Genomic DNA, 27,000 nt, shown 5'->3' on the forward strand with positions numbered 1-27,000 from the left:
GCAGGTGAAGCAGGGCCCAGGTCGCGGCGAGCACCGTGCCGAGTCGGTCACGGTCCTGTGGTGCCGCATGTCGAGCCGACATCAAGCCGCCTCCTTCACGGTCATGTGGTTGGCAGCCCACTCCAGAGCGAACGCGATGTGCTCGGGCTGGATGCCCTCGTGCGGGTCAGGCTCGATCAACAGGGTCGGGTTACCGAACGCGGTACGGTCGGCCGCCCACTGGTGGTCGAGGTGGGTGAAGTCGTCATCGATCCACACGGCCGGAGCGGTAGCGAGCCAGTCCGCTACGTGGTTGCGCTTCCACAGGTAGCCGTCGGGGTGGCTGGTCTTGATCGGCAGGTTGGGCAGTTCGATGTGCTCGAAGTCCGGCACGCCCAGCAGTGGGGCGATCACGCGGCGGGCATCGTTTCGCCAGCTCGTGCACCATACGGGCCGAACCAGGCCGGTACCGATCGCGTCGGTGATGAGCTTGCCGTGGTCCGGGTTGAGCCAGACATCGAACGGCTTGTCCACGTCGTCCGTGCTCACCGTGTGGCGGGGGTGGGTTGCCGGGGTGGCGCCGTCTGGTCCGGGGAACGGGATGAAGACGCCGTCTATGTCCAACAGCAGGAACGGGGGTCGGTGCATCGGTGCCTCCCGGATTCGGTCGGGTGTCAGGGCTTCCGTGCGGTGATGAGCAAGGTGGTCGGCCAGCGGGCGTCAGCCGGGGCGAACAGGTTGGTCAAGCCCGTGATCAGAAGCCCGGCCCGGTTGAGCGCCCGCACCCATGCGGCCGGGTCGATGTCCCATCGGTCCACCGTGGCGGTGGTGCCGTCCGGCAAGGTCATCCGGTCACGCGTGAGGGGACTGACCGGGATGTGGCCGGTTCGCTGAGGGTGCGGTACCGAGAAGGCGAGCACGCTCTTGCGGCCGAGGCGGCGGGAGCAAGCGCCGAGCAGTTTCGACGGTTCATCCATGCCGATCGCCCCGAAGACCGAGACGATCACGTCCAGGCGTTCACTCTCGTGCGTGAGGTAGCCCAGTGCCCGGGAGTGGACGAACTCAGTTCCGTGGTGCCCGTAGTGGGCGGACGCCCGTTGGATCTGTCCCTTCGAGCGGTCCACTCCGGTGACCTTGGCGCCGAGGCTGGTCAGGTGGGCGGCGTTGTGGCCGGGTCCGCAGCCCAGCTCCACGACCCGTCGCCCTGTCAGTTCCTCGCCGAAAATCTCGGAGCCGGGGCCGATGCCGGGGCGCTGTGTCCACTCCATCCGGGCGGGTGATTCGAGAGGGCGCAGCGGGCCCTCTGCCAGGCGCTGGGCAGCGTGGGCGTCCCAGGCATCCACGTCATGCCTCCAACAGCCTGACGGCCGCCTGGAGGTGCTTGCGGACGACCTTGATGTAGAGCGGGTCATCCTCGGGGTTGTTGATCCAGCGAAGCGCCTGCTCCATGAACCACTCACTCGCCCACACTCGGTGCCAGCCCAGCGCCCACTGCTCGGCAGGAAGGCCCCCGCGTTCGGTAAGCGCGTCCCCTTCGCCGCCAGCGGTCACGTACGCCTCGATGAAGGCGCGCAGCCTCGCCGGGTTCGGGTCGCCGGTGGTGCCGTGCCAGGACGCGAGGTCGAGCAGGCCGGGACCAGTGAAGGCACGGGCGAAGTCGAGCAGGTACCAGCCTTCCTCGCTGATGTGCAGGCTGGTCGGGTGGAACTCGGAGTGCACCCAGCCGAACGGGGCCAGCTCAGCGCCGGTCGCCCGCTTCTCCGCCGACGCGGCGAGGGTTTCCAGAGCAAGCGTGATCTCGGTGGTGTCCTCGTCCCAGCGGCCGGCATCGTGCAGGCGGCGCAGGTGACCGAGCGCGAGCTCGGGCAGGGCGGCAAGCGCGTCCTCGTCCATCTCCCGAAGCGACGGGGTGGCGGGTGCCTGGTGCAGGGCGACAGCGGCCACGATGCCGTCAGCATCCTGTGCTTCGCGGACCGCTTCGCCCAGGTCCTCGATGACCATGCCAAGGGTTCCGTCTCGGACGATGGAGCCGATGACCTTCGGGACGGGGATGCCGGACCGGTCGGCGGCTCGAAGGATCTCGTCCTCGGTGGCGAACGGTTCGACGGCGTACTTGTAGATCGCGGTGCGCATCTTCGGGGGGAAGCGCAAGCGCTCGACACCCGACATGTCCCACACCCGCATCTCTTCGCGGGTGGGGAGCGGCTGGCCGGTGCGGGCGCAGATGTCGGCGAGGATGGCGGCGGTGAGCTTGCTGTCCACGGGGGCGGTTCCGTTCGTTCGTGGGTGGGTCAGGGGGCCAGGCTCGGGGCGACAGTGCGCTTGGCGCCCCGGGCCGAGGATCAACGTTGGGATCAGGCGGCGGTCACCCGGTAGGAGTTGACCTGCTCGATCCACTCGGCCTTCATCGCGGCCAGCTCCTTGCCGAAGGTGGCCATCGACGCGCCGTAGGGGGCGACGACGCCGCCGGTCTGGTCGGGCTTGGACTGGCAGCCGTGAACCAGCCGACCGCCGAGCGCGGCATGGGCCTTGATGCCCTCGATCCGGCGGTGCTCGTTGAACCACCCGCCGTGGTAGACCTCGTCCAGCATTTGGCCGCCCTCGTCAGAGAGGTCGAAGACCACTCCGGTCGCGGAGGGGAAGAACCAGCACGGGCCGACGTTGGAGATGTGGCCGTCGAGCTCGACCTTGTTCAGGGCCATGAAGGTGGCCGCCTCGCGGAGCATCTTCAGGTGCTCGGCGGTCACGTCCGGCAGGCCGAGCGTGGCGAGGTGCTCGTCCCGGAAGAGGTACGAGTACACCTGGTACGCGATGGACAGGACCTCGCCCGCGTCGCTGGTCGAGCGGCCGTGGGCCTTCACGAACTCCAGCGCCATCTGTTCGACGCTTGCGGTCTCGGTCTCGTCCACGTTCAGCAGGCCGTCCGTCACGGTCTGCCAGTCGATGACGAGCCAGGTGTTGGCCTCGAACCGGAAGAAGTACTCGGCCGGGTCGAGGGTGATCTTCTTGCCGTCCACGGTGATGCCGGGCAGGCGGTTCCAGCGCGGGTCGAACGCCTCGGGCAGTTCGACTGTGATCGTTGCAGTGTCGACGGTGGTCACCTGTGTCTCCGTTCCGGGTGGGCTTGAGGCGGATCGCTAGGTGATCCGCGCTCGTCAGTCGGTCGCTTCCTGGTCCGGCGCCGACCGGTCAGCCAGGGGCGTCTGCCGTTCGGCAACAACTCCAAGAAAAGCGCCGGAAGGCCGTTCATCCCACGGCATCGATGGGGCAGTCTTGATGCACTTCCGTGCACGGGGCAGGGCGGCGCGGGTCACGGAGAGGGGCAGCCATGAGCATGGCCGAACGGCGCAAAGCTCTGGGCTACAGTCAGGAGCAACTGGCCGAGTTACTCGGAGTGGACCGCACGACCATCGGGCGTTGGGAGAGCGGCAGAAGCACCCCTCAGCCGCCCCAGCGACCGAGCTTGGCCGATGCCCTCGAAGTCAGCCTCACCGAGCTTGACGCCCTCCTGGCGCAGTCACGAGGAGTCAGCCAGGGAATTCCAGGGCAGCAGTCCGATGACCATCCTGGCGCGGGAGACCCTGACGAAATGATTCGCCGCGAATTCCTCCGCATACTCACCGTCAGCGGAGCCTTGACCACGCTGCCCTTGGATGAGGCGGAAGCCCTGGCCGACGGAGTACGCAGGGGCGCACCTGCCGACTTCACGCGGATGAACAGCCACCTGTGGCAGGTCTACCAGCTAGCCCGCTCCAAGGGCTCCGTCTACCCCATCGTCCGCGACCAGCTCTCGACACTGAACGAAGCCCTGGCGGACACCCGAGGCAACTCCCGCCCTCTCCTGAACGCGGCATCCGACCTCTTTCAGCTCGCCGGGGAAGTCGCCTTCGATGCCAACCGGTACACCGACGCGGCAGCCTCCTACTCCCTGGCTGCGTCCGTCAGCAAGGACGCCCGAGCCTTCGACCTGTGGGCGTGCGCCCTCGTGCGGCACGCCTACGTGGACGTGTACGAGCACCGATACGAGCAGGCCGCGCAGATCCTGAGAGCGGCGGAGAGACTGGCTCAGCGCGGAGACAGCAGTCTTGCCACCCGTCATTGGGTCGCCGCTGTCCAGGCCGAGGCGTACGCCGGCACTGGCGACCTGGCCTCGTGTGAGCGCGCACTGGACGAGGTCGAGCGGGTGTTGGAACTGGGCACGGACACCGCCAACGGTGGCTGGCTGCGCTTCGACGGCACGCGGTTGGCCGAGGAACGGGGAGCGCGTTACGTACAGCTTGGACGCCTCGACCTGGCAGAAGAGACCTTGAAGCAGGCACTGGCTCAGACCGCCCTTTCCTCCGGACAGTCGTACCGGCGCAGGGGTGCCGTCCTGACCGACCTTGCCGCCGTCGGAGCGAAGCGGCGCGACCCTGAACAAGTCGTCGCGTACGGACGTGAGGCCATCCAGTTGGCCCAAGCATCATCGTCCGGGTACGTCGCCCGTAGACTCCAAGCCCTGTGCGATGAGTTCGGCCCCCTGAGCAGGGACCGCCGGGTAGCGGAGCTGGGGGCGGAGATTGCCGCGCTGAGCACGCCGTGACGAGAGGGGTTGGCATGTCGCAGGTCGAAGGCGCACGAGTGTTCCGGGAGGCCTGGATCGAAGGAGTGCACCGCCACTTCCCGGGGGAGCCGAAGCCTGGGTACGTCACCCCCTGGGAGGACACGCCGCAGTGGGAGCGTGAGGCCGCAGGCGCCGTCTATGACCAGGTCCGCCAGTTCATCGAGATCAGTGGCGGTCACACCGCCAAGCTGTCTCGGGAGCAGAAGGGCCGGTTCGTGGCGGTGTGCTGGACAGCGCAGATGTTCAAGCACTTCGAGGACCCCAAGCCGGGGTACGTCGCCGACTGGCCCGACCTCCCGGCATGGCAGCAGGAGACGGATGCCGACATCTTCGAGGTCATCGAAAAGTCCTGATCAGGGCCAGGGTCCGAGGGTTGGTCACGTGACCAACGCATGACCAACAGGGGTCCGAGAGGGCCTGAAACAGCAGGAAAGAACAGGAGAAACGCCCGCCGAAATCAAGCCTGTCGACGGGCGTTTTCCCAGGTCAGAGCGGTTGTGGGCTGGTGCCCGAGAGGAGAGTTCAAGCCCCCCTCGGACACCGGCAGGGACCCCAGTTGATCTGGGGTCTTTCTGTTTCTCCGGCCGCGGCGTGATCTGGCACCGGAAGCGGCCGGCTTCTTCGCTCCCTCAGCGCGACGCCTGCCGTACCGCGCCATCGTGTGGCCCGGCGAGAGGTGCCGGGCGTTGGCGACAGGCTGGCCGTGAACCTCACAGATCCAGGCGTGCATGCGCATCGGATCGGTGGCGGCGCCGTGTCGCCAGGCTCCACCACGACCGCCGGCCGCCAGCAGGAGCGCGGCTGTCGTGGACTCTTCCAGGCATGCGACACGGGCGGGGAACAGGCGCGCGGCCCAGCGGACCGGCCGGACTGCCAGGCTGGCGTGCGCCCCGGTCGGGCGAGGGAGTTCGCGGCCCACTTCTGCCAGCCGTACCAGGCGACCGAAGCGCGTGCACCCTCGTCCCAGATGGCGTGATGCGAGCCTCGGACACCGGCAGGGACCCCAGTTGAGCCTCTCGCTCCACCACATGACGCGCGGGCTCAGGGACTGGGCGCAGACCCACATGGCCGAGGCCCTCGCGCACCGCGAGAACCACGACGCCCGCACCGCCCGACGACTCACAGCCGACCGTCCGGACGACGTGAACCCGCCGTCCACACCGGCGTTGTGAAAATGCGGTGAGACACACGTGCCCGGCGGGGCATCATGAGGCTCGGCGCCGCGCGGCCCCGCCGGAGTCCCCGGCACGCCCGGGCGCCCGACCCGTGCACCGTCCGCCCACCGGGGGCCTCCATGACCGTCCGCCACCTCCTCCTGTCCGGCATCGTCGGCTCCACCGCGTACGGCCTGGCCCACGCGGGTTCGGACGTGGACCGGCTCGGCCTGTTCGCGGCGCCCACCGAGGACCTGCACGGACTGCACGCACCACGGCAGACCCGGGTGAGCACCGACCCCGACCGCACCCTGCACGAGGCCGCGAAGTGGTGCCGGCTCGCCCTGGGCGGCAACCCGACCGTGATGGAACTCGTCTGGCTGCCGGACGAGTTGTACGAGGTGCGCACCCCGCTCGGCGACGAACTCATCGGCATCCGCGGCTCCTTCCTCAGCGCCCGCCGGGTCCGCGACGCCTACCTCGGGTACGCCGTCCAGCAGGCCCGCAGGCTGCAGTCGCGCGGGTCCCGCCCGGCCGGGTCCGCCGGCGCCGGGCGCGACCGGATCGCCAAGCACGCGCGGCATCTGTTGCGGCTGTGCGAGCAGGGCCACGCGCTCTACCGCACCGGCGAGCTGACCGTCCGGGTCGAGGACCCCGCGGCGTACCACCGCTTCGGCGAGCAGGCCGCGGCCGACCCCGCCACGGCGGTGGCGCTGCTCGGCCGCTACGAGACGGCCTTCGACGAGACGGCCACCGTGCTGCCCGAGCAGCCGGACGAGGCCCCGGCCGAGGACTGGCTGCGCCGCGTGCGCCGCCACTTCTACAGCGACGGGGCCACCGCCGCCGACCCCGTCGCCCTCGCCTGACGGGGTCCGTACGGCCGGACCCGGTGCCGCGGCAGGCGGCGTCCGCCCCGTCGAGGAGCGGCGTCCGGTGCGTGCTCTGCGCGCCGGCCGGAGGCCCTCGTACGGGACGTACCCGGGCTTGCGGGCGGCGCGGCGGGCGTGCGTGCCGGACGCCGCGACGGGGCGGACGTCGCCCGCCGCCGCACCGGCAGAGAGGTGGGGCCGGCCGTGCGCCGTCCTCAGCCCGCCACCGTCTGAAGGGGCCGCTCCGCCCGTCCGGCAGACGCCCCGGTGCGGCCCCGGGAGACCCGCCACAGCCACCGCACGTCCCGCCCGAAGGACCACACCAGTGCCCCGAGCGCGACCAGCACCACCGCGGTCGCGGCCGGGACCGGCAGCAGGCCCGAGGCCGCCACCAGCAGCAGCACGCCCTGCAGGGCGGCCACCGTCTTGCGGGCCGCGGACGGCGGCAGCGGTGCGTTCAGCCAGGGCAGCGCGCGGGCCGCGGCGACGAACGCGTAGCGCATCCCGCCGATCAGCAGCACCCACGGGCCCAGCGCGGCCGCCACGTACACACTCAGCACCAGGATGAGGAACGCGTCGACCTCCATGTCGAACCGCGCCCCCAGCGGCGTGGACGTACCGGTGCGCCGGGCGACCTTCCCGTCCACGCCGTCCAGGATCAGCGCCACCGCCGTCAGCGCCACGAACACCGAGACCGGCGGCGGACTGCGGAAGGAGTCGGCCACCAGCGCCGTCACCGCCCCGACCAGTACGGCCCGGCCCAGCGTGACCCGGTTCGCCGGACCGAAGGACCGCGGCCGGGCGCGGTGCAGTGCACGGGACAGCACCGCCCAGCCGGCCAGCGCGAAGCCGAGCCCGGTCAGCCAGCCCACCGCACCCAGGCCGGCCGCCGGTCCCAGCAGGGCCAGCACCAGCAGTTGCGCGCCCGCTCCGACCGCGGGCTCCTGCTGGACGGGCCTCGCGTCGTACGTGTCGTTCAGCGCCACCGCGCATCCTCCGGCCGTGTGACAGAGTCGATCGACGCCGCGTACCTTGTGCGCGGCCTTGCTCTTCTCCGTACGGGAACGGGTACCCGTTCGTTCAGGACTATCAGGAGGATGCGGATGAACCGAGCCGCACACGCGTTCTGGCTGGCCTCCCCGGGGCGCGGCGAGATCCGCGAGACGGTCCTGCCGGAGCCCGCCGAAGACGAGGTGCTGGTGCGCACCCTGTACTCCGGGATCAGCCGGGGCACCGAGACGCTCGTCTTCCGCGGCGGAGTGCCGCACAGCCAGTACGAGGCGATGCGCGCGCCCTTCCAGGACGGCGGCTTCCCCGGGCCGGTGAAGTACGGCTACCTCAACGTGGGCGTGGTCGAGCACGGCCCGGCCGCACTGCTCGGCCGCACCGTCTTCTGCCTCTACCCGCACCAGACCCGCTACGTCGTGCCCGCCGCGGCCGTCACCCCCGTGCCCGCCGCCGTGCCCGCCGCACGGGCCGTCCTCGCCGGCACCGTGGAGACCGCCGTGAACGCCCTGTGGGACGCGGCCCCGCGGGTCGGCGACCGGATCGCGGTGATCGGCGGCGGCATGGTCGGCTGCTCCGTCGCCGCCCTCCTCGCCCGCTTCCCCGGCGTACGCGTACAACTCGTCGACACCGACCCGGCCCGCGCCGCGACCGCCGACGCGCTCGGCTGCGCCTACGCCGCACCCGAGGACGCCCTCGACGGCTGCGACCTCGTCGTCCACGCCAGCGCCACCGAACAGGGCCTCGCCCGCGGCCTGGAACTCCTCACCGCCGAAGGCACCCTCGTCGAACTGAGCTGGTACGGCGACCGGAAGGTCTCCCTGCCGCTCGGCGAGGCCTTCCACTCCCGGCGCCTCACCCTGCGCGCCAGCCAGGTCGGCACGGTCTCCCCGGCACGCGCGCACCGCACCTACGCCGAGCGCCTCGCGCTCGCCCTGGACCTGCTCGCCGATCCCGCCCTGGACGCCCTCGTCACCGGCGAGAGCGACTTCACCGACCTCCCCGACGTCATGCCCCGCATCACCTCCGGAGAGCTGCCCGCGCTGTGCCACCGGGTGGCGTACCCCGGTCCCTGACCTCAGACGGGGCCGGACGAGAGAGTGAGAGCCCGCTGAACGCGGGGAAGCCACGAGCCGTACTACACGGCACCCCCCGGGCAGGGAACGCGGGGGACCGGACGCGCCGCACTGGAGGGTCGCCCGTTGTTCAGCATCACCGTCCGCGATCACATCATGATCGCCCACAGCTTCCGCGGCGAGGTCTTCGGACCCGCGCAGCGCCTGCACGGAGCGACGTTCCTGGTGGACGCCACCTTCCGGCGCGAGCGGCTGGACGAGGACAACATCGTCGTCGACATCGGCCTGGCCACGCGTGAGCTCGGCGCGATCGCCGCCGAACTCAACTACCGCAACCTGGACGACGAACCGGACTTCAAGGGCATCAACACCTCCACCGAGTTCCTCGCGCAGGTCATCGCCGACCGCCTCGCCCACCGCGTCCACCGGGGCGCCCTCGGCGAGGGCGCGAAGGGCCTGGCAGGCATCACGGTCACGCTCCACGAGTCGCATGTGGCGTGGGCGAGTTACGAGCGTGCCCTGTGACCCGGACGACCACACAGCGCCCCGCGCGCGAGCATCCCGTCCCCGTCGGCGGCGAACTGGTGCCCATGACCCTCAACACCCTGCACTTCGTGATGCCCAACGGCGTCACCGACCCGTCCCGCCCCAGCGGCGGCAACGCCTACGACCGGCGTGTCAGCCTCGACCTGCCCGGCTTCGGCTGGCAGGTCCGCCGCCACCTCATGGCCGGCTCCTGGCCCCGCCCCGACTCGGCCGCCCGCGCCGAACTCGCCCGCACCCTGCGCCGGCTGCCGGACGACGCGGTCGTCCTGCTGGACGGCCTCGTCGCCTGCGCCGTACCCCAGATCGTCCTCCCCGCCGCCGAACGGCTGCGCCTCGCCGTCCTGGTGCATCTGCCGCTCGGCGACGAGACCGGCCTGGAACCGGACGTCGCGGCCGAACTCGACTCCCGCGAACGGTCCGTGCTGCGGGCCGCCCACGCGGTCGTCGCCACCAGCGACTGGGCGGTGCGCCGCCTCGTCTCCCACCACGGCCTCGCCCCCGACCGGGTGCACTCGGCGACCCCCGGAGCCGACATCGCGCCGCTGGCGGCGGGCACCGACGGCGTCACCCACCTGCTCTCGGTCGCCTCCGTCACCCCGCGCAAGGGCCAGCACCGGCTGGTGCAGGCCCTGGCCGAGGCCCGCGATCTGCCCTGGACCTGGACCTGCGCCGGAAACCTCACCCAGGATCCGGCCTACGTCGACCACCTGCGCGACCTGATCGACCGGCACGGCCTCACCGACCGCGTCCGGCTGGCCGGACCCCGGGCGGGTGCCGAACTGGACGCCCTCTACGCCACCGCCGACCTCATGGTCCTCACCTCGTACGCCGAGACGTACGGCATGGCGGTCACGGAGGCACTGGCGCGCGGCATCCCGGTGCTGGCCACCGACGTCGGCGGGGTGCCGGAGGCGGTCGGCCGCGCCCCCGACGGCGGGGTGCCCGGCATCCTCGTCCCCCCGGAGGACCCGGCGGCCCTCGCCGCGGAACTCCGCGGCTGGTTCGGCGAACCGGACGTACGACGCCGGCTCAAGTCCGCCGCACGCGGCCGCCGCGCCGCGCTGGGCGGCTGGGCCACCACCGCCCGCACCCTCGCCGGGGTGCTGCACCGGCTGCCGGGCGAACCCAGGAGGGCGGCATGAAGCGGACCACGACGGCCGACCACGCCGACCGGGCGGTCCCGGCCGGCCGGCCGGACGAGGCGGTGCGGGCGGTCGCCGCAGCCCCGGCCTCCGTCATCCCCGGGGCCGGCCCCACCGCCCCGTCCAGGGCGGCCGGCCCCGGTGCGGAGCGCGAGACCGTACGGCTCCGGCCCGGCCCGGACGGCACCGAACCACCCCGGTACGCGCCGGAATGGCTGGAACTGCGCGAAGCGGCCGACGCCGAGGCGCGCTCGGCGGAACTGCTCGACCCGCTGCGCGCCCGGCTGGCCGGCCCGCCCGGCCGGGACCCCGGCAGGCTGGTCGTGCACGACCTCGGGTGCGGCACCGGCTCGATGGGCCGCTGGCTGGCCCCCCGGCTGGACGGCGCCCAGCACTGGGTGCTCCACGACCGCGACCCCTACCTGCTGCACTTCGCGGCCGTGGCCTCCCCGAAGGCCGCCGCCGACGGCAGCGGCGTCACCGTCGAGACCCGGCGCGGAGACGTCGCCCGGCTCACCCCGGACGCCTTCGACCACGCCTCGCTCGTCACCGCCTCCGCGCTGCTCGACGTCCTCACCCGGGAGGAGATCGACGCCCTCGCCGACGCCTGCTCCGGAGCGGGCTGCCCCGCCCTGCTCACCCTGTCGGTCGTCGGCCGCGTCGAACTCACCCCCGCCGAGCCGCTCGACGCCGAGCTCGCCGACGCGTTCAACGCCCACCAGCGCAGCACCGGCCTGCTCGGGCCCGACGCGGTGGACGCGGCGTGCGAGGCGTTCGGCGAGCGGGGCGCGACCGTGCAGATACGCCCCAGCGCCTGGCGGCTCGGCCCGGACCGGGCCCGGCTGACCGAGCAGTGGCTGCGGGGCTGGGTGGGCGCGGCGGTGGAGCAGCGGCCCCAGCTGCGGGCGGCCGCGGCGGAGTACCTCGCGGCCCGGCTCGCCGCCTGCGCGCGGGGCGAGCTGCACGTCACGGTCCACCACGCCGATCTGCTGGCCCTTCCCCGGCGCTCGGACGCATGCTCATGACGGCGTCCACGAGGGCCCCGGCGGGGCCGCCGGCCGAGTCCCCGACCGGGCCGCTCACGGGGACCCGGACCGCGCCGCGGCCGGGGACCCGGACGGAGCCGCAGTCCCGGGCCCGGACGGAGCCGCAGTCCCGGGCCCGGACGGAGCCGCGTACGAGGACGTGCACGGCGGCGGGGACGGTCCCCGCCGCCACCGGTCCGGCCCGTCGGCCGGCCACCGCAGCCCCGGCCGGACCGGTCCGGCCGGCCGGTGGCCCGGCCGCCCCCGACGGCCCGGCCGCCCCCGACGGCTCCAGCGCCCCCGACGGCCCGGTCGGCCCCGCCGGCCCGGTCGGCCGGCCCGACCCGCTCGGCCCCGTCGGCCCGGCCGGGCCTGCCGTCCTCGCGGAGGCCGCGTCCCCGCCCCGGCCGGCGCGGGGGCGGCTGCGGGCTCGGCTCGGGACCGCAGCCGGACTCGCCGTCCTGGTCGCCGTCACCTGGCGGCTCGGCACCGGAGTGCTGCTGGACGGGCTGCGCCGGATCGACGCCGCCGCGCTGCTCGGCGCGCTCGGCATCGGCCTGGGCACCACGGTGCTCAGCGCCTGGCGCTGGCAGCTGGTCGCCCGCGGCCTGGGCATCCGGCTGCCCCTGCGGCAGGCCGTCGCCGACTACTACCGGGCGCTGTTCCTGAACGCGGCGCTGCCCGGCGGGGTGCTCGGCGACGTGCACCGCGCCGTGCGGCACGGACAGAGCGCGGGCGACGTCGGCCGGGGCGTCCGGGCCGTGGTGCTGGAGCGGACGGCCGGGCAACTCGTCCTCGCCGTCGCGGGCGGCCTCGTCCTGACCACGGTGCCGTCCGCGCTGCGGGAGGAGACCCGGCAGATCGCCGCCCTCGCCGCCGTGGCCGCGACCGGCGCCCTCGCCGTCGTCGCCGCCCTGCGCATGAACCGGCCCCGCGGCGCGGCCGCCGCGGACGGCGTCCCCGCACCGCCCACCGGGCCGGCCGACGCCCCCCGGCGGGGCGCCGGCCCCGGCGCGGCCCCGTCCCGCGACGCCTCCGGGCCCGGGAGCGGGCCCGCCGCCCCGCGTCGCGGCCGGGCCCTGGCCGCCGAGGTGCGCGAGGCGCTGTTCTCCCTGCGCACCGGGCCCGCCGTGCTCGCCGCGTCCACGGTCGTGCTGGCCGGCCACATCACCCTCTTCCTGCTCGCCGCCAGGGTGGCCGGCGTGGGCGCTCCCGCGCTCACCCTGCTGCCGCTGGCCGTGCTCGCCCTGCTGGCGATGAGCCTGCCGCTGAACGTCGGCGGCTGGGGACCCCGCGAGGGCGTCACGGCCTGGGCGTTCGCCACCGCCGGGCTGGGGGCGGCGAACGGGCTCGCCGTCGCCGTCGTCTACGGCGTGCTGTGCTTCGCGGCGAGCCTGCCCGGTGCCGCCGTGCCCGTGGTGCGCTGGTGCGCGGCCCTGCGCGCCCGCGCCTACCCGGCCGCGTCCGGACCGTCGTCGCCCAGCAGCAGGGAGACGTACGCACCGAAGGAATCCGCGAGACTCGCCAGGAGTTCCTTTCCCTTTTCCGCGGATGCCAGGGAGGGACGGCCTATGACGCCCGAATCGGTATAGGCGGACATTCCCGCGGTCAGGAGATGCCGGCGGTCGTCGGCCTCGAAATCGGCGGACTCGTAGCCGGGCCGCACCCTTTCCGGATACGCGTGCAGAAGGACGGAGGTCTCGATTTCCCCCGCGTGCATGTCGGTGAGCAGCGAGGTGCGCACCCCGGCCCGCTCCCGGGCCTCCTCCCAGTCCTCCGCGGCCGGGAACAGCGCCATCCGCTCACCGCGGGCGGAGGCCTCCTGCACCACGTTGCCCAGGACGTAGTTGCCGCCGTGGCCGTTGACCACCACCAGCGTGTCGACGCCCGACGCGCGGAGCGAGGCGGCGATGTCCCGGACGATCGCGTGCAGGGTGACGGCGGAGACGCTGACCGTCCCCGGCCAGGCCGCGTGCTCGTGCGAGCAGGACACCGTCACCGGCGGCAGCAGGTGCACCGGGTGCGCGGCGGCGATCTCCGCGGCCACGGCGCAGGCGACGAGGGTGTCGGTGGCCAGCGGCAGAAAGGGGCCGTGCTGTTCGAAGCTCCCCACGGGCAGCACCGCGATCCGCGCGTCCCGGGCCCGTACGTCGTCCGTCGTGTCGGCCGGCAGCAGGCTGTACGCCGCCGGCCGTATGTCCGAACCACTCATCTCTTTCACGGCCTTTCATCTCTGCTGAGGAACAGATCATGACAGAAAAGATCGGCGTACTCGCCGCGAAGTCCGCGCCGCGCACCGGAGTGGAACGCGTCGTGAATGCCCCGCTGCCCACCGTGTACGGGCAGTTCACCGCGGTCGGCTATCTCGACCACGACCGCGGCGAGGAGCAGGTCGCGCTGGTCCACGGGGACCCCGGCGGCGACGCGGTGCTGACCCGGCTGCACTCCGAGTGCCTGACCGGCGACGCGTTCGGCTCCCAGCACTGCGAGTGCGGCGACCAGCTCGACTCGGCGCTGCGGGCGGTGGCGGCGGAGGGCCGCGGGATCGTCGTCTACCTGCGCGGACACGAGGGCCGCGGCATCGGGCTGCTGGGCAAGCTGCGCGCCATGGCGCTGCAGGCGGAGGGCCTGGACACGGTGGAGGCCAACCTCGCCCTCGGTCTGCCGGTGGACGCCCGCGACTACGGTGTCGCCGCCGCGATGCTGCGCGACCTCGGGGTCCGCTCGGTGCGGCTGATGTCGAACAACCCGCGCAAACGGGAGGCGCTGGTGCGCCACGGCATCCAGGTCGCCGAGGAGGTGCCGCTGCTGATCCCGCCGAACGAGAACAACATCACCTACCTGCGCACCAAGCTGAAGCGGATGGACCACCGGCTGCCCCACCTGGACGCGGTCGCGCAGCACCGGTGACGGCGGCCGGGACCCGCCCCGGGCCGGCCGGCGCGACCGGGCAGCCGCCCGGCCCGCGGCCCGGCCGCCGCGGTGCCGCGACACCGGGCGGCGACCGGGCGGCGACCGGGCGGCCGCAGAGCGCCGCCGGGGCGGCCGGGCCGGATCCGCCTGTGGCTCAGCCGGTGGCGGCCTGGTGGACGAAACGTTTGAGCACCGGGTAGACGGTGTGGGCGCCGCGCGGCCGCAGCTGGGTCATGAACTGGACCGTCAGGTCGCGGCCCGGGTCGACGAAGAACGTCGTGGTGGCCACACCGCTCCACCCGTACGTGCCCCGCCCGGAGGGGACCCTGGTGCGCTCGGGGTCGACGACCACGGACACCCCGAGGCCGAAGCCGACGCCCTCCTTGCCGGGGTCGTCGTGGGCGGGACGGCTGCCGAAGGACCGCAGGTCGGCGCCGCCGGGCAGCTGGTTGGCCGTCATCAGGGCGACGGTGTCCGGCGCCAGCAGCCGGACGCCGTCCACCGCGCCCCGGCCGCGCAGCAGTTCCATGAAGCGGTGCACGTCGTGCGCGCCGGCCACCATTCCGCCGCTGCCGGACAGGAAGCGGGGCCGCCCGCGGCGCAGCGGCAGCCCCGGCACCGGCGTGAGCCGGCCGTCCTCCCGCTCCCCGTACAGTTCGGCGAGCCGGGGCGCCTGCGCGTCGGTGACCTGGAAGGCGGCGTCCGCCATGCCGAGCGGCCGGAAGACCCGCTCGGCGAGGAACGCGTCCAGCGGCCGGCCCGACACCACCTCGACGATCCGCCCGAGCACGTTGTAGGCCACGGAGTAGTTCCACTGCGTTCCCGGCTCGAACTGCAGCGGCAGGCTCGCGTACAGGTCGACGGTCTCCGCGAGGTCCGCGCCCGGCCGCACCGTGGACGTGAGGCCCGCCTCCCGGTACAGGGCGTCCACGGGGTGGCAGCGGTAGGAGCCGAAGGTGAGACCAGCGGTGTGGGTCAGCAGGTGCCGCACCAGGACGGGCTCCTCGGCCGGCCGCGTCCTCAGCTCCGTCCCGGCCCCCTCGACGTACACCCGGGGAGCGGCGAACGCGGGCAGGTGCCGGGCGACCGGGTCGTCCAGGCCGAGCCGGCCCTCCTCCACGAGCAGCAGCGCGGCGACCGAGGTCACCGGCTTGGTCATGGAGTAGATCCGCCACAGCGTGTCCGCCTCGACGGGCAGCCCGGCCGCGATGTCGCGCCGGCCGTACGCGGTGAGGTGCGCGACCCGGCCGCCGCGGGCCACCGACACCAGGAAGCCGGGCAGCCGCCCGGCGTCGACCTCGTCCGCGAAGTGCCGGTCCATACGGTGGAGCGTCCTCGGGTCCAGGCCCGCCTCCCCCGGGTCGACCTCTTGCCGCAGCTGTGCCATCGCTCTCCTCCGCTCGCGTGCGACGATGCGCACCGGCCTACCCCCGCCAGGACGACGTCAGACCTCATGACCGCTCAGCCGTTGCAGCCGGCCCGTGTCACTGCCGGGTGACGGAGCGGCTGACGCCGGCCACCACGGTGGTCGCGAGGATCCAGCCGGTGACGACGAACAGGTAGGACAGCCACTGGTACCAGCCGTGCGGGGAGAAGGCGCTCTCCTGCCCGAAGGAGATCACGGGGACCAGCAGGTCCAGGGTGTAGAAGACCGCGTTGAACTGCGGCGCCTCGTCCGCCTTCAGGGCGCCGGGCGGATGCAGTCCGTAGACGAGGGAGCCGACGGCCAGCAGGGACAGCAGCCAGCCCGCCGCGCGCAGCGGGCGGAACCCGTAGCCGACGGTGATGTCCTGGACCCGGCCCCACACCCGGCCGTACCAGGGCAGGGTGGTGCGGTGGCGGCGCTGCTTGGCGAGCTGGACGAGGCGGGCGGCGCGGTCGTCGCCGGTGCTCAGGTAGGCGGCCGCCAACTGCTCGTAGGCGTGCGGGACGTAGCCGTCCTCGTCCCGTTCCGCCATCGGCAGCCGACGCTCGGCAGGCTCCTGCGGGGTGAGGGAGGCGTAGGTCAGTCCGCTGAGCAGCACAGCCCGCGGCAGCGTTTCGGGGTTCAGGAACAGGACGCCGATCTGGGAGCGCCGCAGGTTCAGCGTGCCGTCCATCGGCGGGCCTCCGCGCAGCCACAGCTCGCCGATGGTGCTGCTGCTCGCCCGCAGCGCGGTGTCGCCGGGGTGGGAGAGCCTGCTGTCCGACAGGTCGAGCCGGCCGGCGATCCGCGTGCCGCGCAGGGCGACCTTGCCGCGCAGGTCGGCGTGGCGCACGAGCAGGTCGCCCTCCACGCCGAGGCCCTCGGCGTCGACCGCCTTGTCGGCCGCGGTGATCCGGGCGTGGCTCAGGTCGATCGTTCCGCTCACTGCGGCGCCGGTCAGCCGGACCTCGCCGCGGACGCCGAGGCCGGGCGCGGACAGGCCGTCGCCGATGCCGACATGGTTGAGCTGGAGGGCGGACGTGCCGGGCGCCTCGATGTCCGCACCGTCCAGGAACAGCGCCCCGCCGATCTGCGCCCCGCCGAGCCGCACCGGACCACCGAACCGGCAGCCGGACAGCCGCAGCACGCCCTCCACCTGCACCGAGGCCGAGTCCAGGCCTGGCAGGACGGAGCCGCGCAGGTTCAGCTGGCGCAGCCGGGCCCCGTAGAAGACGGGTTCGGCGTCGAAGTGGCAGTGGCTCAGCCGGACCGGGCGCGGGGTGGTGGCGTACTCCAGGTCCAGGACGCCGGTGATGCGGGCGCCCACGATCCGGAGCGCGGGTATCTCCCCCTCCTCGCAAGGATCGTCGAGCAGCAGCCTGCGCAGCACGGTGGCTCGTATGGTGTGTTCGGGTCCGCAGGGGGTGTTGCCGTCGGCGGGGCCGGGCGGGCGGAAGTCCACCACTGCGCCCCGGGGGTAGGCCCGCCACACCCGTGCCTCGGCCGGTGTCAGGTCGTCGGTCTCCATCGCGGGGGACTGTGACCCGGCCGGGGCACGGGTGTCAACTTCACACTGACGGACGGGTGTTCCACTCCGCGATCACGGGGTGGCCGTGCTCCGTCGACAGCCGGCCGACCGTGGCCGTGGCGAGCTGGAACAGCCGGCCCTCGGTCGGCGCCAGGCCGAGCCGGCGGGCGGTCAGCACCCGGAGGAAGTGGGCGTGGGCGACCAGGAGTACGTCTCCCGGCCGGTCGGCGGGCAGCGCGTCCACCCGGGCGAGCACCCGGTCCGCCCGCACGCCGACGTCCGCCGCGCTCTCGCCCGGGTGGCCGGTGCCGGGCGGCACGCCGTCGCGCCACAGGTCCCAGCCGGGGCGGACGCGGTGGATCGCGTCCGTGCTCATCCCCTCGTAGCCGCCGTAGTCCCACTCGTGCAGGTCCTCGTCCGGCACGGTGTCCTTCAGGCCGGCGAGTTCGGCCGTGCGGACCGCGCGGGACAGCGGACTGGTCAGGACGAGAGCGAAGGGCCGGCCGGACAGGACCGGTGCCAGCGACCGAGCCTCCTCCTCACCGCGCGGGGTGAGGGGCAGGTCGGTGAACCCGGTGTGGCGCCCGTCGGCGCTCCACTCCGTCTCGCCGTGACGGACCAGCAGCAGATCGCGCAGCACGGCGGGCCCTACTTCTGCTCGACGGCGTGGCCGCCGAACTGGTTGCGCAGCGCGGCGATCATCTTCATCTGCGGCGAGTCGTCCTGGCGGGAGGCGAACCGCGCGAACAGCGACGCGGTGATCGCGGGCAGCGGCACGGCGTGGTCGATCGCCGCCTCCACCGTCCAGCGGCCCTCCCCGGAGTCCTGGGCGTAGCCGCGCAGCTTGTCCAGGTGCTGGTCGTCGTCGAGGGCGTTGACCGCGAGGTCCAGCAGCCAGGAGCGGATGACGGTGCCCTGCTGCCAGGAGCGGAGGACCTCGCGGACGTTGTCCACGGAGTCGGCCTTCTCCAGCAGTTCCCAGCCCTCGGCGTAGGCCTGCATCATGGCGTACTCGATGCCGTTGTGGACCATCTTCGCGAAGTGGCCGGCGCCGACCCGGCCGGCGTGGACGTAGCCGAAGTCGCCCTCCGGCCTGAGCGCGTCGAACACCGGCCGGACCCGGGCCACGTTGGCGGCGTCGCCGCCCACCATGAGGGCGTAGCCGTTCTCCAGGCCCCACACGCCGCCGGAGACACCGGCGTCGACGAAGCCGATGCCCCTGGCGCCCAGTTCCCCCGCGTGCTTCTCGTCGTCCGTCCAGCGGGAGTTGCCGCCGTCGACGACCACGTCGCCCGGGGACAGCAGCCCGGCCAGCTCGTCGAGGACCGACTGGGTGGCGCCTCCGGCCGGGACCATCACCCAGACCACGCGCGGAGCGTCCAGCCGTTCGACGAGTTCGCCGAGGCTGCCCACGTCGGCGAGGTCGGGGTTGCGGTCGTATCCGACGACGGTGTGGCCCGCGCGGCGGATCCGCTCGCGCATGTTGCCGCCCATCTTGCCGAGGCCGATGAGACCGAGCTGCATGATCAGTTCACTTCCTTGAGGTCGCGGTAGGCCGCGACGAGGGCGGTGGTGGAGGCGTCGAGTCCGGGTACGTCCGTGCCCTGGGTCAGGGCGGGTTCGATCCGCCTGGCGAGGACCTTGCCCAGTTCGACGCCCCACTGGTCGAAGGAGTCGATGTGCCAGACGGCGCCCTGCACGAACACCTTGTGTTCGTAGAGCGCGACCAGCTGGCCGAGCACCGAGGGGGTCAGCTCCGGCGCCAGGACGGTGGTGGTGGGGTGGTCGCCCTGGAAGGTGCGGTGCGGCACCTGCTCCTCGGGCACGCCCTCGGCGCGGACTTCCCCGGGGGTCTTGCCGAAGGCGAGGGCCTGGGTCTGGGCGAAGAAGTTGGCCATCAGCAGGTCGTGCTGGGCCTTGAGGGTGTCGCCGAGGCCGTCGACGGGGCGTGCGAAGCCGATGAAGTCCGCGGGGACCAGCCTGGTGCCCTGGTGGATGAGCTGGTAGTAGGCGTGCTGGCCGTTGGTGCCGGGCGTGCCCCACACCACCGGCCCGGTCTGCCAGGTGACGGGGCGGCCCTCGCGGTCGACGGACTTGCCGTTGGACTCCATGTCGAGCTGCTGGAGGTAGGCGGTGAACTTCGACAGGTAGTGGCTGTAGGGCAGCACGGCGTGGGACTGCGCGTCGTGGAAGTTGCCGTACCAGATGCCCAGCAGGCCCATCAGCAGGGGGGCGTTGGCCTCGGGGGGCGCGGTGCGGAAGTGCTCGTCGACGGTGCGGAAGCCCGCGAGCATCTCCCGGAAGCGGTCCGGGCCGATCGCGATCATCAGCGACAGGCCGATCGCGGAGTCGTAGGAGTAGCGGCCGCCGACCCAGTCCCAGAACTCGAACATGTTCGCCGGGTCGATGCCGAACGCGGTGACCTTCTCCTCGTTCGTCGACAGTGCCACGAAGTGGCGTGCCACGGCCTTGTCGTCGCCGAGGGCGTCCAGGAGCCAGGAGCGGGCGGAGGTGGCGTTGGTGACCGTCTCGACGGTGGTGAAGGTCTTGGAGGCGATGACGAACAGCGTCTCGGCCGGGTCCAGGCCGTGCAGCGCCTCGTGCAGGTCGGCGCCGTCGACGTTGGAGACGAAGCGGAAGGTCATGTCCCGGGCGGTGTAGGCGCGCAGGGCCTCGTAGGCCATGGCGGGGCCGAGGTCGGAGCCGCCGATGCCGATGTTGACGACGTTGCGGATGCGGCGGCCGGTGTGGCCGGTCCACTCGCCGGAGCGGACCCGGCGGGCGAAGCCGGCCATCTTCTCCAGCACCGCGTGCACCCCGGGCACCACGTCGTGGCCGTCGGCCTCGACCACCGCGCCGGCCGGGGCCCGCAACGCGGTGTGCAGCACAGCCCGCCCCTCGGTGGTGTTGATCCGCTCACCGCGGAACATGGCGTCCCTCAGCCCGAACACGCCCGTCGCGGCAGCCAGTTCCCGCAACAGCCGGAGCGTCTCGTCGGTCACCAGATGCTTGGAGTAGTCGATGTACAGGTCGCCGACGCGTACGACGTACCGCTCGGCACGGCCGGGGTCGGCGGCGAACAGCTCACGCAGGTGCGGCTGCCCTTCGGCGCGGTGGTCCTCCAGGGCGGCCCACTCCGGGCGGCGGGTCAGCGGGGGGAAGTCAGACATGGGCGGGCATCTCCTTGCCGGCCATGCCCCGCAGGGCGATGGCGTACATCTCGTCCGCGTCGAGGCGCCGCAGCTCCTCGGCGATGAGGTCGGAGGTCGGGCGCACCTTCAGGGCGAGGGAGCGCGAGGGCTGGCCGGGCAGGGACAGGGTGGCCAGCGGTCCTTCGGGGCGGTCGATGACGATCTCACCGTCGTCGGTGCCCAGTCGTACGGCCGTGACGACGGGGCCGGCCGTGACCACGCGGTCCACGGCGACGCCGAGGCGGGCCTCCAGCCAGCGCGCCAGCAGCTCGGCGCTGGGGTTCTCCGCCTCGCTCTCCACCGCCCCGGCGGTCACCTTCACCCGGGCCTGGTCCAGCGCGGCGGCCAGCATCGAGCGCCACGGCGTCAGCCGGGTCCAGGCCAGGTCGGTGTCGCCGGGCGCGTAGGACCGCACCCGGGCCGCCAGCGCCTCCAGCGGGCGCTCCACGGCGTACATGTCGGTGATACGGCGCTGGGCGAGGGCGCCGAGCGGGTCCTTGGCGGGCACCTCGGGGGCGTCCACCGGCCACCACACGACGACCGGGGCGTCCGGCAGCAGCAGCGGCAGCACCACGGAGTCGGCGTGCGCGGCCACCTCGCCGTACAGGCGCAGGACGACGGTCTCGCCGGTGCCCGCGTCCGCCCCCACCCGTACCTCGGCGTCCAGCCGGGACGCGGTGCGGTCACGCGGCGTACGGGCGTGCCGCTTGATGACGACCAGGGTGCGCGAGGGGTGCTCGTGCGAGGCGCGCTCGGCGGCCTTGATGGCGTCGTAGGCGTTCTCCTCGTCGGTGACGATCACCATGGTCAGGACCATGCCCACGGCCGGCGTGCCGATGTCCCGGCGGCCCTGCACCAGCGCCTTGTTGATCCTGCTTGCCGTGGTGTCGGTCAGGTCGATCTTCATGGCCTGCGCCAGCTCCGTCCGTCTCGTGCGAGCATCTCGTCGGCTTCCCGGGGGCCCCAGCCGCCCGACGCGTACTGCGCCGGCCGGCCGTGTGCCGCCCAGTGCTCCTCGACCGGGTCGAGGATCTTCCAGGACTCTTCCACTTCCTGATGGCGCGGGAACAGGTTGGCGTCCCCCAGGAGGACGTCCAGGATGAGCCGTTCGTACGCCTCCGGGCTGGACTCGGTGAACGACTCGCCGTAGGCGAAGTCCATCGTCACGTCCCGGATCTCCATCGACGTGCCCGGTACCTTCGAGCCGAACCGGACCGTCATGCCCTCGTCCGGCTGCACCCGGATGACGACGGCGTTCGCGCCGAGCTCCTCGGTGGCGGTGGAGTCGAACGGGGAGTGCGGGGCGCGCTGGAACACCACCGCGATCTCCGTGACCCGCCGCCCCAGCCGCTTGCCGGTGCGCAGGTAGAACGGCACGCCCGCCCAGCGCCGGTTGTCCACGTTCAGCCGCAGCGCCGCGTAGGTGTCGGTGGTGGAGCCCGGGTCGATGCCGTCCTCCTCCAGGTAGCCGCGCACCTGCCGGCCGCCCTGCCAGCCGGGAGCGTACTGCCCGCGCACCGTGTGGGCCGCCAGGTCCGCCGGCAGTTTCACGGCCCTGAGGACCTTCAGCTTCTCGGTGAGCAGCGATCCCGCGTCGAAGGAGGCCGGCTCCTCCATCGCGGTGAGCGCCATCAGCTGCAGCAGGTGGTTCTGGATGACGTCGCGGGCCGAGCCGATGCCGTCGTAGTAGCCGGCGCGGCCGCCGATGCCGATGTCCTCGGCCATGGTGATCTGCACGTGGTCCACGTACGACCGGTTCCAGATCGGTTCGAACATCTGGTTGGCGAAGCGCAGCGCCAGGATGTTCTGGACGGTCTCCTTGCCGAGGTAGTGGTCGATGCGGAAGACCTGCTCGGGGTCGAACACGTCGTGCACGACGGCGTTCAGTGCGCGTGCGCTCTCCAGGTCGCGCCCGAACGGCTTCTCGATGACCGCGCGCCGCCAGGCACCGTCGGGCCCGTCCGCCAGGCCGTGCTTCTTCAGCTGCCGGACGACCTTGGGGAAGAACCTCGGCGGCACGGAGAGGTAGAAGGCGTAGTTGCCGCTGGTGCCGCGGGCGGAGTCCAGCTCGTCGACGGTCCTGCGCAGCGTCTCGAACGCGGTGTCGTCGTCGAAGTCGCCCGGGATGAACCGCATGCCCTCCGCGAGCTGCTGCCAGACCTCCTCGCGGAAGGGGGTGCGGGAGTGCTCGCGCACGGCGTCGTGGACGACCTGCGCGAAGTCCTGGTCCTCCCAGTCGCGGCGGGCGAAGCCCACCAGGGAGAAGCCCGGCGGCAGCAGTCCCCGGTTGGCGAGGTCGTAGACGGCCGGCATCAGCTTCTTGCGGGAGAGGTCGCCGGTGACACCGAAGATGACCAGCCCGGAAGGGCCCGCGATCCGCGGCAGCCTGCGGTCCCGCCCGTCGCGCAGGGGGTTGGCCCAGGCGGCGGAGCGCGCGGCCGCGGCGGCCGCCCGTCGGGTACGCGGCTTCGTCCGGCGGCCCCGTGTCCCGCCGGCCGTCCCGGACGCGGGGCGGGACACGGAGGCGGGCGTGCTGCCCGGCCGGCCGTCCGCCGCCGCGGCGCCCTGGGCCGCGGGCGCTCCTGAGGCCGTCCGCGCGGTGCTCTCCTTGCTCATTCCCCGTCAACTCCCCTGCTCGTCGCCCGCTCGTCGCGGCTTCCGTCGGAGCGGCCCCCGCCGGAGCCGCGGGCGGCCCCGGCAGTCCGGCCTCCGGCGGTGCCGCCGGCGGCACCCCGGTCCGGCCCGGCCGCGGTGCTCCCGTGGTCCGGCCGGTCGCCCGGCCGGGCGCGGACGCCGCCGCCGGAGTGGCTCCTGAGGGCTCCCGCGGACGCGGTTGCTTCGGTCATTTCGTGATCTTCTTCTCTCTGGCGGTCGGGTCAACCACGTGCCGGGTCCCGGGATTCCCGGGCGGCGGTGACGGCCTCCCGCGCCGTCGCGGCGACGGGTGCGGCCGTGACGCCGCACCCGGCCGACGGGGCGCGGCGTCGGCACGGACGCCGACGGGGCCGGGGAGGACGACGCGTCCCGCGTCCTGTGTGAAGCGGTACCCCGTCGGGGCGATCCCGGCTGCCCCGGCGCCGCGCGCTCGCACGGACGGCGGAAGGACGCGGTCCCGGCGGGCCCGCGGCTGCTCCTCGCACCACCCCGCGCACGGCCCGGGCAGGGTGCCCGGCAGGGGCACCGCGCACGCCGGGACGCCGCCGGCCTCCCGGCGCCCGCACACCTGCATCACCTTCTGAAAGAGCGTGTACGCGACGGGTGTGGGACCCGTGGCCGTGCCCGGGCGCCCGCTGCCCGCCCTCCGTACCGCGTCGGCGCCGAGAACGCATGCCGGGCCGACGGCACGCCGGTCACGTCCGGTCCACTCGAACCGGGGAGACGCATGCGTGCTCATCTTCAAGAGATCCTCTGGCGGAGCGATTCCGGGGGCCTACGCGTTAGAGACTAAAAGTCTGACTTTTTTGAGGCCAGGGCGGGGTGCCTCTCGCTGCGGCAACCGTGGGACAGCATGCGACAGGTGAGCCTCGGCCGGTCACAGGTGAGCGGCCGAGGCCGGTGCGCGCGCGGCCGGGACACACGGGACACAGCCGTCCCGTGCGCGCGGCACGACAGGGCCGCGCGGGCGAAGGCGGCGTGGCGCGGCGCGGCCTGGCGCGGCCTGCAGTGGGTGCCGGCTCCGCGGCGCGCCGCGGAGCTCAGGCGGCACGGCGGGGAGAGGTCCTGGATCCGGCCCGAGGGGTGTGCCGCTTCTCCGCGCGGGCCCGGTGCCGCGGCACGGCGCTGACCCCGCCCGCCGGCTTCCCGCCCCGTGGCACGGCCGGTGCCACCGACCTGTGCCGCCACGGTCCTGCTGTCGCTGCCACGATCCTGCTGTCGCTGTCGCTGTCGCTGTCGCTGTCGCTGTCGCTGTCGCTGTCGCTGTCGCTGTGGCTGTGGCTGTGGCTGTGGCTGTGGCTGTGGCTGTGGCTGTCGCCGTCGCCGTCCGGGCCGTCGTGTGCGTCGGGCCCGCCGCGCACGGCTTCGCCTGCGGTGAACCTCTCCGGGCCCTCCCGGGGCGTACGGGTCCGGCCCCGCCGCCTTCCGTGCGGAAACACGCCGACGGGGCGTCCTCGTGACGCCCCGTCGGCCGATGTGCCCTCTCGTGCGGATGCTCAGTGGCCGAAGTCGAACCAGTTGACGTTCACGAAGTCGGCGGGCTGGCCGCTGGTGAAGGTCAGGTAGACGTCGTGGATGCCGGTCACCGCGGTGATGTTGGCGGGAACGGTCCGCCACGACTGCCAGCCTCCGGTGCTGCCGACCGCGAAGCTGCCGACGGGTGCGCTGGTGCGGCTGTCCAGGCGCACCTCGACCAGCCCGCTGACGCCGCCCGCGGCACCGCTGGCGACCCGGCCGTAGAACTGCCTGGCCGCCGAGGAGCCGAAGTCGACGCCCCGGTACAGCGCCCAGTCGCCGTTGGCCAGCGCGCCGATGTTCTGCCCGCCGCCGGAGTCCGTGGTCGCCTCCGTGACGGTGCCGGACTGGGCGTCGTAGGACTCGGCCTGGATGGCGGTGTAGGCGTCCCGGCTGCCGCTCGGCGGGGGTGTGGTCCCGCCGCCCGATCCCAAGGACAGCACCTGCACGTAGTCGACGACCATCGCGTGCCCCGGCACCGTGCCGCCGTCGGGGCCGCCGCCGAACGCATCGGGGAAGCCGCCGCCCATCGCCACGTTCAGGATGACGAAGTAGCCGTGGTTCGTGGCGTTCGCCCACGTCGCGGCGTCGACCTGGTCGGCCCGGACCGTGTGGTAGGTGGTGCCGTCGACGGAGAACCGGACCTGCTCCACGCCGGTGGAGCGGTCCCACTCCATCCGGTAGGTGTGGAAGCCCGCCTGGCAGGACGCGCCCGGGCAGGGGGTGGAGCCGCCGATGCCGGTGGTCTCGTTGCACGGCCCGCCGGGGCTGGTGCCGCAGTGCATCGTGGCCCAGACGGTGTTGATGCCCTGGACGTTCTCCAGGATGTCCAGTTCGCCGACGCCGGGCCAGTTCCAGTAGTTGCCGCGGTAGGGCGCGCCCAGCATCCAGAACGCCGGCCAGTAGCCCTTCGCCGCCGCGCCGGTGACGTTCGGCATCTGGATCCGGGCCTCGACGCGCAGCTTGCCGCCCGCCGGGGGCTGGAAGTCGGTGCGGCGGGTCTCGATCCGGCCCGAGGTCCAGCGGCCGGAGGCGTCGCGTCGCGGTGTGATGCGCAGGTTGCCGCTGCCGTCGAGGGCCACGTTGTCGGTGCTGGAGGTCATCGTCTCCACCTCGCCGGTGCCCCAGTTGGCGGGGCCGCCCGGATAGGAGGTGCCGGTCGCGTACTGCCAGTCGGCGGTGTTCACGCCGGAGCCGGCCGGGCCGTCGAAGTCGTCGGCGAAGACCTGGGTCCAGCCCGAGGGGGGCGGCGGCGCGGCCGCCCCGGCCGTGCCGGTGGCCGTCGTGGCGGCGGCCGTGGCCAGGGCGAGTGTGGCGGCCGCCGCCAGCAGGGCCTGACGCAGCGGGCGGCGTCTGCGGACGCCGGGTGTGTCGCTCATGTGGGGGTCGCCTCTCGGGATACGGGGATGCGGGGAGCCGTACTGCCGTGCCTGAGCGGTGCGTGAGGGTTGCCTGTGCCTGTGCCTGTGTCTGTGTCTGTGCATGGGGCCTGCCACTGCGGTGCGAGCGCAGGGCGGCCCCGTTCTGAGAGCGCTCTCACGGCGCGCCCAATGTGCTCCCGGCCGGGCGGGTCGTCAAGAGGTGAAGCAGATAAATCCTTTGGAGCGGGCAAGAGTTCATGAAGTGAAAGGCCGCGGGCCGTCCACCACGGCACGGCGGACGGCCCCCGTTCCGGCCCTGCCCGCCCGGCTGGCCTGCCCGGCTCGGCCTGCCCGACCCTCTGCCCGGACCGCAGTCCGGGCAGACGGTGGGAGCGGGGCGGTCACGCGGGGCAGTCAGTGGTGCACCAGCTCCCGCTCGGCCGGGGCGGCCGCCTCCTCCCGCAGCCCCTGGGCCCGAGCCCGCTCGGCGTCCGCGACCCGCTCCGCCTCCAGCCGCCGGGCCCGGTCCTTAAGGGCCGCCGTGTAGGCGCGCTGCGCCCGGGCGAGCACGCCGAGCGCGTACGCGCAGACGACGCTGAGCAGGTGGAACGCGTATGCGAAGGGCTGGGCGCTCTCCCTCGGGAACACGGTGACGACCACGCCGAACAGCCAGCCCAGCAGCATCATCCGCCGTTCCACGGGCCGGCACTGGGCGGCGGCCGTGTACAGCACGGCGAGCCCGCCCCAGATCACGGTCGGCGGGGGTGCGTGGTGCAGGGCCATCAGGACGGTCGCCGCCGACACCGCCAGCGCGGTGGCGAAGGGAGCTCTGCGGCGCCACACGAGCGGCACCGCCGTCGCCGTGCCCAGCGCGAATCCGAGCCAGGTCAGCCGGTCGTCGCCCTCGTCGGGGAAGATCCACTGGAGGGAGGCGGCGAACAGCACGAGCGCGGCGAGCGCACCGTCGACGGCGTACGGGTTCGCCGTGCGCAGCCACGTGGCCGCGGTGTCGATCCAGGACCGGGTGGGCATG

At 73.3% G+C, this 27,000-nt stretch carries 27 protein-coding genes and 1 pseudogene; 10 read left to right on the top strand and 18 right to left on the bottom strand.

What is annotated here, in order from left to right; all coding sequences use genetic code 11:
* Positions 1–81 precede the first annotated feature (81 nt).
* The 4 genes from AC5K6T_RS11430 to AC5K6T_RS11445 form a co-directional block, all read right to left on the bottom strand.
* Positions 82–627 (bottom strand): HAD domain-containing protein, encoded by a 546-nt coding sequence (locus AC5K6T_RS11430; protein ID WP_493208135.1) that lies wholly within the window; start codon positions 625–627, stop codon positions 82–84.
* Positions 628–653: 26 nt separating this feature from the next.
* Positions 654–1,322 carry a class I SAM-dependent methyltransferase gene (locus AC5K6T_RS11435; RefSeq protein WP_493208137.1) on the bottom strand — a complete coding sequence of 223 codons (669 nt, stop codon included), beginning with the start codon at positions 1,320–1,322 and terminating at the stop codon, positions 654–656.
* 1 nt (position 1,323) lies between these two features.
* The gene (locus AC5K6T_RS11440; RefSeq protein WP_493208139.1) at positions 1,324–2,241 is read right to left on the bottom strand and encodes a phosphotransferase family protein; all 918 of its coding nucleotides are present in this window, start codon (positions 2,239–2,241) and stop codon (positions 1,324–1,326) included.
* 92 nt (positions 2,242–2,333) lie between these two features.
* Positions 2,334–3,080, bottom strand: a complete 747-nt coding sequence (locus AC5K6T_RS11445) for a hypothetical protein (RefSeq protein WP_493208141.1) — start codon at positions 3,078–3,080, stop codon at positions 2,334–2,336.
* Positions 3,081–3,307: 227 nt separating this feature from the next.
* Here AC5K6T_RS11445 and AC5K6T_RS11450 point away from each other — a divergent pair, with 227 nt between their 5' ends.
* Both AC5K6T_RS11450 and AC5K6T_RS11455 read left to right on the top strand, forming a co-directional pair.
* Positions 3,308–4,561 carry a helix-turn-helix transcriptional regulator gene (locus AC5K6T_RS11450; RefSeq protein ID WP_493208143.1) on the top strand — a complete coding sequence of 418 codons (1,254 nt, stop codon included), beginning with the start codon at positions 3,308–3,310 and terminating at the stop codon, positions 4,559–4,561.
* 14 nt (positions 4,562–4,575) lie between these two features.
* Complete coding sequence (locus AC5K6T_RS11455; protein ID WP_493208144.1) at positions 4,576–4,935, top strand: hypothetical protein; 360 nt, start codon at positions 4,576–4,578, stop codon at positions 4,933–4,935.
* A gap of 104 nt (positions 4,936–5,039) precedes the next feature.
* Here AC5K6T_RS11455 and AC5K6T_RS11460 read toward each other — a convergent pair whose 3' ends face one another.
* Positions 5,040–5,648 (bottom strand): lasso peptide biosynthesis B2 protein, encoded by a 609-nt coding sequence (locus AC5K6T_RS11460; RefSeq protein ID WP_493208145.1) that lies wholly within the window; start codon positions 5,646–5,648, stop codon positions 5,040–5,042.
* Here AC5K6T_RS11460 and AC5K6T_RS11465 point away from each other — a divergent pair.
* On the top strand, positions 5,590–5,754 hold the full coding sequence (locus tag AC5K6T_RS11465; protein WP_493209378.1) for a hypothetical protein: 165 nt from the start codon (positions 5,590–5,592) through the stop codon (positions 5,752–5,754). The genes AC5K6T_RS11460 and AC5K6T_RS11465 overlap by 59 nt on opposite strands.
* Before the next feature lie 122 nt (positions 5,755–5,876).
* Positions 5,877–6,602 (top strand): nucleotidyltransferase domain-containing protein, encoded by a 726-nt coding sequence (locus AC5K6T_RS11470; RefSeq protein WP_493208147.1) that lies wholly within the window; start codon positions 5,877–5,879, stop codon positions 6,600–6,602.
* Positions 6,603–6,820: 218 nt separating this feature from the next.
* Here AC5K6T_RS11470 and AC5K6T_RS11475 read toward each other — a convergent pair whose 3' ends face one another.
* A complete protein-coding gene (locus AC5K6T_RS11475) occupies positions 6,821–7,591 on the bottom strand; it encodes a CDP-alcohol phosphatidyltransferase family protein (RefSeq protein ID WP_493208149.1) in 771 nt (256 codons plus the stop codon).
* 117 nt (positions 7,592–7,708) lie between these two features.
* Between AC5K6T_RS11475 and AC5K6T_RS11480 the strand changes: the two genes are divergently transcribed.
* The 5 genes and pseudogenes from AC5K6T_RS11480 to AC5K6T_RS11500 form a co-directional block, all read left to right on the top strand.
* Positions 7,709–8,686: a zinc-dependent alcohol dehydrogenase gene (locus tag AC5K6T_RS11480; RefSeq protein ID WP_493208151.1), complete on the top strand. Its 978-nt coding sequence runs from the start codon at positions 7,709–7,711 to the stop codon at positions 8,684–8,686.
* Positions 8,687–8,812: 126 nt separating this feature from the next.
* Positions 8,813–9,211: a 6-pyruvoyl trahydropterin synthase family protein gene (locus tag AC5K6T_RS11485; protein ID WP_493208153.1), complete on the top strand. Its 399-nt coding sequence runs from the start codon at positions 8,813–8,815 to the stop codon at positions 9,209–9,211.
* Positions 9,208–10,374 (top strand): glycosyltransferase family 4 protein, encoded by a 1,167-nt coding sequence (locus AC5K6T_RS11490; RefSeq protein ID WP_493208155.1) that lies wholly within the window; start codon positions 9,208–9,210, stop codon positions 10,372–10,374. Before AC5K6T_RS11485 ends, AC5K6T_RS11490 begins: the two co-directional genes overlap by 4 nt.
* Positions 10,371–11,399: a class I SAM-dependent methyltransferase gene (locus tag AC5K6T_RS11495; RefSeq protein ID WP_493208156.1), complete on the top strand. Its 1,029-nt coding sequence runs from the start codon at positions 10,371–10,373 to the stop codon at positions 11,397–11,399. The genes AC5K6T_RS11490 and AC5K6T_RS11495 overlap by 4 nt, the downstream gene beginning before the upstream one ends.
* Positions 11,396–12,724: pseudogene (locus AC5K6T_RS11500) on the top strand (lysylphosphatidylglycerol synthase transmembrane domain-containing protein); the annotation flags it as partial. The gene AC5K6T_RS11495 and the pseudogene AC5K6T_RS11500, both read left to right, overlap by 4 nt.
* 125 nt (positions 12,725–12,849) lie before the next feature.
* Here the strand turns inward: AC5K6T_RS11500 and AC5K6T_RS11505 are convergent.
* Positions 12,850–13,611, bottom strand: coding sequence for a creatininase family protein (locus AC5K6T_RS11505; protein WP_493208158.1), 762 nt, complete (start codon positions 13,609–13,611; stop codon positions 12,850–12,852).
* A 38-nt stretch (positions 13,612–13,649) separates the two neighbouring features.
* Here AC5K6T_RS11505 and ribA point away from each other — a divergent pair, with 38 nt between their 5' ends.
* Positions 13,650–14,309, top strand: coding sequence for a GTP cyclohydrolase II (gene ribA / locus AC5K6T_RS11510; protein WP_493208159.1), 660 nt, complete (start codon positions 13,650–13,652; stop codon positions 14,307–14,309).
* Positions 14,310–14,466: 157 nt separating this feature from the next.
* Here the strand turns inward: ribA and AC5K6T_RS11515 are convergent, their stop codons facing one another.
* The 11 genes from AC5K6T_RS11515 to AC5K6T_RS11565 form a co-directional block, all read right to left on the bottom strand.
* On the bottom strand, positions 14,467–15,699 hold the full coding sequence (locus tag AC5K6T_RS11515; protein ID WP_493208161.1) for a serine hydrolase domain-containing protein: 1,233 nt from the start codon (positions 15,697–15,699) through the stop codon (positions 14,467–14,469).
* A gap of 97 nt (positions 15,700–15,796) precedes the next feature.
* Positions 15,797–17,245 carry a membrane-associated oxidoreductase gene (locus AC5K6T_RS11520; RefSeq protein WP_493208162.1) on the bottom strand — a complete coding sequence of 483 codons (1,449 nt, stop codon included), beginning with the start codon at positions 17,243–17,245 and terminating at the stop codon, positions 15,797–15,799.
* Between the two features lie 40 nt (positions 17,246–17,285).
* Positions 17,286–17,882 carry a histidine phosphatase family protein gene (locus AC5K6T_RS11525; protein ID WP_493209298.1) on the bottom strand — a complete coding sequence of 199 codons (597 nt, stop codon included), beginning with the start codon at positions 17,880–17,882 and terminating at the stop codon, positions 17,286–17,288.
* An 11-nt stretch (positions 17,883–17,893) separates the two neighbouring features.
* Positions 17,894–18,769, bottom strand: coding sequence for a phosphogluconate dehydrogenase (NAD(+)-dependent, decarboxylating) (gene gnd, locus AC5K6T_RS11530; protein WP_493208163.1), 876 nt, complete (start codon positions 18,767–18,769; stop codon positions 17,894–17,896).
* A 2-nt stretch (positions 18,770–18,771) separates the two neighbouring features.
* Positions 18,772–20,415 (bottom strand): glucose-6-phosphate isomerase, encoded by a 1,644-nt coding sequence (pgi, locus tag AC5K6T_RS11535; RefSeq protein WP_493208165.1) that lies wholly within the window; start codon positions 20,413–20,415, stop codon positions 18,772–18,774.
* Positions 20,408–21,343, bottom strand: a complete 936-nt coding sequence (opcA, locus tag AC5K6T_RS11540; protein WP_493208166.1) for a glucose-6-phosphate dehydrogenase assembly protein OpcA — start codon at positions 21,341–21,343, stop codon at positions 20,408–20,410. Before opcA ends, pgi begins: the two co-directional genes overlap by 8 nt.
* Positions 21,340–23,052 carry a glucose-6-phosphate dehydrogenase gene (zwf, locus tag AC5K6T_RS11545; RefSeq protein ID WP_493208168.1) on the bottom strand — a complete coding sequence of 571 codons (1,713 nt, stop codon included), beginning with the start codon at positions 23,050–23,052 and terminating at the stop codon, positions 21,340–21,342. Before zwf ends, opcA begins: the two co-directional genes overlap by 4 nt.
* 226 nt (positions 23,053–23,278) lie before the next feature.
* Positions 23,279–23,830 (bottom strand): thiamine pyrophosphate-binding protein, encoded by a 552-nt coding sequence (locus AC5K6T_RS11550; protein WP_493208169.1) that lies wholly within the window; start codon positions 23,828–23,830, stop codon positions 23,279–23,281.
* Positions 23,831–24,131: 301 nt separating this feature from the next.
* Positions 24,132–24,452: a hypothetical protein gene (locus AC5K6T_RS11555; RefSeq protein WP_493208171.1), complete on the bottom strand. Its 321-nt coding sequence runs from the start codon at positions 24,450–24,452 to the stop codon at positions 24,132–24,134.
* Positions 24,453–24,587: 135 nt separating this feature from the next.
* The gene (locus tag AC5K6T_RS11560) at positions 24,588–25,985 is read right to left on the bottom strand and encodes a glycoside hydrolase family 16 protein (protein WP_493208172.1); all 1,398 of its coding nucleotides are present in this window, start codon (positions 25,983–25,985) and stop codon (positions 24,588–24,590) included.
* Positions 25,986–26,381: 396 nt separating this feature from the next.
* Positions 26,382–26,999: a DUF7134 domain-containing protein gene (locus tag AC5K6T_RS11565; RefSeq protein WP_493208174.1), complete on the bottom strand. Its 618-nt coding sequence runs from the start codon at positions 26,997–26,999 to the stop codon at positions 26,382–26,384.
* Between the last annotated feature and the right edge of the window lies 1 nt (position 27,000).

This window comes from Streptomyces sp. B8-7, from assembly GCF_058833805.1.

Bases quoted from the DNA above. Each gene is read 5' to 3' on its own strand.
- AC5K6T_RS11430 (WP_493208135.1), bottom strand. From the start codon at position 627: ATGCACCGACCCCCGTTCCTGCTGTTGGACATAGACGGCGTCTTCATC.
- AC5K6T_RS11450 (WP_493208143.1), top strand. From the start codon at position 3,308: ATGAGCATGGCCGAACGGCGCAAAGCTCTGGGCTACAGTCAGGAGCAA.
- AC5K6T_RS11455 (WP_493208144.1), top strand. From the start codon at position 4,576: ATGTCGCAGGTCGAAGGCGCACGAGTGTTCCGGGAGGCCTGGATCGAA.
- AC5K6T_RS11460 (WP_493208145.1), bottom strand. From the start codon at position 5,648: ATGTGGGTCTGCGCCCAGTCCCTGAGCCCGCGCGTCATGTGGTGGAGC.
- AC5K6T_RS11470 (WP_493208147.1), top strand. From the start codon at position 5,877: ATGACCGTCCGCCACCTCCTCCTGTCCGGCATCGTCGGCTCCACCGCG.
- AC5K6T_RS11480 (WP_493208151.1), top strand. From the start codon at position 7,709: ATGAACCGAGCCGCACACGCGTTCTGGCTGGCCTCCCCGGGGCGCGGC.
- AC5K6T_RS11495 (WP_493208156.1), top strand. From the start codon at position 10,371: ATGAAGCGGACCACGACGGCCGACCACGCCGACCGGGCGGTCCCGGCC.
- AC5K6T_RS11505 (WP_493208158.1), bottom strand. From the start codon at position 13,611: ATGAGTGGTTCGGACATACGGCCGGCGGCGTACAGCCTGCTGCCGGCC.
- ribA (WP_493208159.1), top strand. From the start codon at position 13,650: ATGACAGAAAAGATCGGCGTACTCGCCGCGAAGTCCGCGCCGCGCACC.
- AC5K6T_RS11515 (WP_493208161.1), bottom strand. From the start codon at position 15,699: ATGGCACAGCTGCGGCAAGAGGTCGACCCGGGGGAGGCGGGCCTGGAC.
- AC5K6T_RS11520 (WP_493208162.1), bottom strand. From the start codon at position 17,245: ATGGAGACCGACGACCTGACACCGGCCGAGGCACGGGTGTGGCGGGCC.
- gnd (WP_493208163.1), bottom strand. From the start codon at position 18,769: ATGCAGCTCGGTCTCATCGGCCTCGGCAAGATGGGCGGCAACATGCGC.
- pgi (WP_493208165.1), bottom strand. From the start codon at position 20,415: ATGTCTGACTTCCCCCCGCTGACCCGCCGCCCGGAGTGGGCCGCCCTG.
- opcA (WP_493208166.1), bottom strand. From the start codon at position 21,343: ATGAAGATCGACCTGACCGACACCACGGCAAGCAGGATCAACAAGGCG.
- zwf (WP_493208168.1), bottom strand. From the start codon at position 23,052: ATGAGCAAGGAGAGCACCGCGCGGACGGCCTCAGGAGCGCCCGCGGCC.
- AC5K6T_RS11550 (WP_493208169.1), bottom strand. From the start codon at position 23,830: ATGAGCACGCATGCGTCTCCCCGGTTCGAGTGGACCGGACGTGACCGG.
- AC5K6T_RS11560 (WP_493208172.1), bottom strand. From the start codon at position 25,985: ATGAGCGACACACCCGGCGTCCGCAGACGCCGCCCGCTGCGTCAGGCC.
- AC5K6T_RS11565 (WP_493208174.1), bottom strand. From the start codon at position 26,999: ATGCCCACCCGGTCCTGGATCGACACCGCGGCCACGTGGCTGCGCACG.